Origin of the sequence: Shewanella hafniensis, from assembly GCF_019655335.1 — a bacterium.
GTDB lineage: Bacteria > Pseudomonadota > Gammaproteobacteria > Enterobacterales > Shewanellaceae > Shewanella > Shewanella hafniensis.
Window position 1 is genome coordinate 1 of sequence record NZ_BPFD01000148.1, and the last position, 3,821, is coordinate 3,821.

Consider the following 3,821-nt stretch of genomic DNA (forward strand, 5'->3'; position numbering starts at 1 on the left):
TCGCGGAAGGCCCGAAGGTCCCCTCCTTTCCCCCGTAGGGCGTATGCGGTATTAGCAGTCGTTTCCAACTGTTATCCCCCTCGACTGGGCAGATCCCTAGGCATTACTCACCCGTCCGCCGCTCGCCACCTCAGGAGTAAACTCCCTTGTGCTGCCGCTCGACTTGCATGTGTTAGGCCTGCCGCCAGCGTTCAATCTGAGCCATGATCAAACTCTTCAATTAAAGTTTTGTTGCTTCCGTCTTACGACTTCAGCGGCTCAATGAATTCTGATTTTTTGTTTCCGCCCTCTCTTCATAAAGAGAAGAAAGCGAAACCAAAATTATGTACATATTGCTATGAACACTCTTCATCATTGATTTAATTCTTTGACTGCCAACCCTAAGGTTAAGCAGTTTCGATTAACTCAACACCTGTGAGTGTCCACACAGATTTCTTGTTTTATCTTGTTAAAGAGCAACTCAACTTCGTAAGAGAAGGTGAGTACCACACTGAGCGCCGAACGCTTCCAGTTGGCTAGGGCTGCGTATTCTACGCATTTCCCGTTTCGCGTCAAGGAGTATTTTTCAAATACTTGCCGCGCTTGAATTAAATGCTTAAAAGCCACTCAATTCAACCTAACTCGTCAGCTGGCTTTCGCTGTCTGCCGTGTCAGTGGATGCGCATTATAGGGAGATTGAGAAAGTCCGCAAGGGCTTTTTGTAGGAAAATAACGATTAATGGTTTAGACGTTTACTTATCAAACGATACGTATAAAAAAGGGGCTAAAAAGCCCCTTTATCTCGATTAAGTCTGGCAATCTTTATGAGTCTCACTCAATTAGATCATCATAAATACTGTTATCTATGGACTAAAGAAGCGAGATTCTTGCTCAACTTCGACTTCTTCACCGTCGATATGAGTTTTCACTTTTATCTCGATGTTAGTAACTGAACGAGAAAGCTCAACCGGATCAACCCCAACGCTAATGGGTAACGTTAATACTTCACCACCCGCAATAGTGACCGAAGTCGGACCGTACCATTTATAGTTGCCCAATCCTTCGACACTCATAGTGTATTCATGGGATTGTTCTGTCTTATTAAGAATCTTCAAGGTGAAGGTGTTTTCAATCAAACCTTGATTGTTCTCTCTATAGAGCTGGTTGCGGTCACGAATGATGTCCATACGCACAGGCGCTATGGTCGCACTGGAGTATATGAAGACTAATATCATCGCCATCAATACCACTCCATAACCGACAAGCTTAGGTCGTAGCACTTTTTGCTTTATACCTTCTAACTTGTTCTCTGTGGTATAACTGATAAGTCCTTTCTCGTAACCCATACGATCCATGGTTTGGTCGCAGGCATCGATACAAGCGCCGCAGTTAATACACTCATATTGCAGACCGTTACGAATGTCGATTCCGGTAGGACATACCTGCACACACAAGTCACAGTCGATACAATCGCCAAGCCCTAACTCTTTAGGGTCATCTTTGCGTGAGCGCGGACCACGGGTTTCACCACGTTTAGTATCGTAACCCACAATAAAAGTATTCTTATCGAACATGGCCGCTTGGAAACGCGCATAAGGGCACATGTGGATACACATGATTTCACGCATCCAACCCGCATTGCCGTATGTGGCAAGTGTAAAGAACACGACCCAGAAGTAGATACCGCCAGAAGCATTAAGCGTAAAGACGTCAACATAGACTTCACGGCTCGGCACGAAATAGGACACAAAGGTCATCGCCGTCATCAGTGAGAGCAATAGCCAAGCCGTATGTTTTGCCGTTTTACGCCAGAGTTTGTCAAAGCTCCATGGCATTTGATCTAACTTAATGCGTTTATTGCGCGCACCTTCAAGTTTTTCCTCGAACCAGATGAACATAAAGGTCCATACTGTTTGGGGGCAAGTGTATCCACACCAAACACGGCCAAGATAGGTAGTCACAAAAAACAGCGCAAAGGCAGCGATCATAAACAACGCTGCGAGCAAGGTGAGATCCTGCGGCCAAATCGTTAAACCGAAGACGTGAAACTTTTGTTCGCCTAAGTTAAACCATACAGCTTGACGGTCGCCCCAAGGGATCCAAGGTAAAAGCAGGAAAAATAACATGGCAATCCAGCCCATGCGGCGACGTAAGCTACTCCACAAACCGTCGATTGCTCGGACATAAATCCGATTACGAGGGTTAAAGCGATCCGCTTTACTCGCATCTGGCTGGTGAATCTTAATTCGATTGGTTTTCGAATAGTCCTTGTTGTTAGATTCTGAGTTCATCGTTACAGCCTTTTACTGCTTTAATATTGGACGAAAACTAGCTTATTATACCCATATTCTTAATGGTTATTCACTTATGTTGGACTAAAAGATGAAAGGTTGGCTCATATTGGCGCTACTCGCGGGTGCTTTGTATTACTTATACACAGAAACAGATAAATTAGATGCTCCTATTGCAAAGACTGAGGCTATGGTCAAAAAAATAGAGAATAAAGTTGACTCTATGATGGGAACAAAGATCATAAAAATTGACCATCAATTGGCTAAGGTAAGAACCGACATCCTTGAGCGTTTATCAACATTAGAACTCGAAGCCTTTAATCAGATACCCATGACACCCGAGTCTATTGCCGACTTTAAAGCTAATTATTGCGGCACTAGGGCGCCTGAACATCCAGTGTTCAGTAAAGATAATCAGCTTTATCTCTGTGATCACCTCTAACCATCGCGGACTCATAGGCAAACGGGATTTTGCTATATAGCGCTAAGCTTTAGGCTTTGGTGATTGACCTTATATATGATTCCGCCTAGCCTTTGAGGCATTACAGCACAAAGGCCTATAAATCATGACCCAACAAGTATCAGACATTTTTGATCCCACCTTATGGGATGAAGTCAGTGGATTTCAATTTGACGACATCACCTACCACAGAGCCAAAGCCCACGGCACAGTGCGCATTGCCATTAACCGCCCAGAGTGCCGCAACGCCTTCCGACCTAAAACCGTTGATGAGTTATTTATCGCACTCGACCATGCACGACAATGGTCTGATGTAGGTTGCGTACTGCTTACGGGGAACGGTCCTTCGGCAAAAGATGGTGGCTGGGCGTTCTGTTCGGGTGGCGATCAACGTATTCGCGGCAAAGATGGCTATAAATATGAAGGCGCCGAAGAAGGCAAAGCCGATCAAGCCAGAATGGGCCGCTTACATATATTAGAAGTGCAACGCTTGATCCGCTTTATGCCTAAAGTAGTCATCGCCGTTGTGCCGGGTTGGGCGGTAGGTGGCGGCCATAGCTTACACGTAGTGTGCGACTTAACCTTAGCCTCGAAAGAACACGCGATATTTAAGCAGACTGATCCCGACGTAGCGAGCTTCGACTCAGGTTATGGCAGTGCTTATCTCGCCAAGATGATAGGTCAAAAACGTGCCCGCGAAATCTTCTTCTGCGGTTTTAACTACAGCGCCGATGAAGCCTTCGACATGGGTATGGTCAATAAATCCGTTCCACATGCTGAGCTAGAAACCGAGGCATTAATGTGGGCCAAAGAGATTAACTCTAAGTCGCCTACGGCTATGCGTATGCTTAAATACGGTTTTAACATGACAGACGATGGTATGGTCGGTCAGCAATTATTCGCCGGTGAAGCGACGCGTTTAGCCTATGCGAGCGCCGAAGCGCAGGAAGGGCGCGATGCCTTCCTCGAGAAACGCGAGCAAGATTTCTCCGCATTCCCTTGGCATTACTAGTTTATTAGCAGCGCTTTAATTTACTGCTAGCAACCCAAAGCCCTCCAGAGTGAGGGCTTTATGTTTTTTACAACGGATA

3 protein-coding genes and 1 rRNA gene are annotated in these 3,821 nt (G+C 45.6%); 2 read left to right on the forward strand and 2 right to left on the reverse strand.

Translation table 11 applies throughout. The features are described from left to right. Together K5Q99_RS21420 and ccoG are read right to left on the reverse strand one after the other, a co-directional pair. Window positions 1-223, reverse strand: a 16S ribosomal RNA gene (locus K5Q99_RS21420); the annotation flags it as partial. A gap of 619 nt (window positions 224-842) precedes the next feature. Further along, complete coding sequence (gene ccoG, locus K5Q99_RS21425; RefSeq protein WP_106648804.1) at window positions 843-2,270, reverse strand: cytochrome c oxidase accessory protein CcoG; 1,428 nt, start codon at window positions 2,268-2,270, stop codon at window positions 843-845. A 91-nt stretch (window positions 2,271-2,361) separates the two neighbouring features. On the opposite strand from ccoG, the gene K5Q99_RS21430 reads away from it, so the two are divergent. Beyond that, window positions 2,362-2,712, forward strand: a complete 351-nt coding sequence (locus K5Q99_RS21430) for a hypothetical protein (RefSeq protein WP_220778076.1) — start codon at window positions 2,362-2,364, stop codon at window positions 2,710-2,712. Window positions 2,713-2,836: 124 nt separating this feature from the next. Beyond that, window positions 2,837-3,742: a 1,4-dihydroxy-2-naphthoyl-CoA synthase gene (locus tag K5Q99_RS21435; protein ID WP_220778077.1), complete on the forward strand. Its 906-nt coding sequence runs from the start codon at window positions 2,837-2,839 to the stop codon at window positions 3,740-3,742. Window positions 3,743-3,821 lie beyond the last annotated feature (79 nt).

Excerpts from the sequence above, each read along its gene's own strand:
- ccoG (WP_106648804.1), bottom strand. The coding sequence starts at position 2,270 with ATGAACTCAGAATCTAACAACAAGGACTATTCGAAAACCAATCGAATT.
- K5Q99_RS21430 (WP_220778076.1), top strand. The coding sequence starts at position 2,362 with ATGAAAGGTTGGCTCATATTGGCGCTACTCGCGGGTGCTTTGTATTAC.
- K5Q99_RS21435 (WP_220778077.1), top strand. The coding sequence starts at position 2,837 with ATGACCCAACAAGTATCAGACATTTTTGATCCCACCTTATGGGATGAA.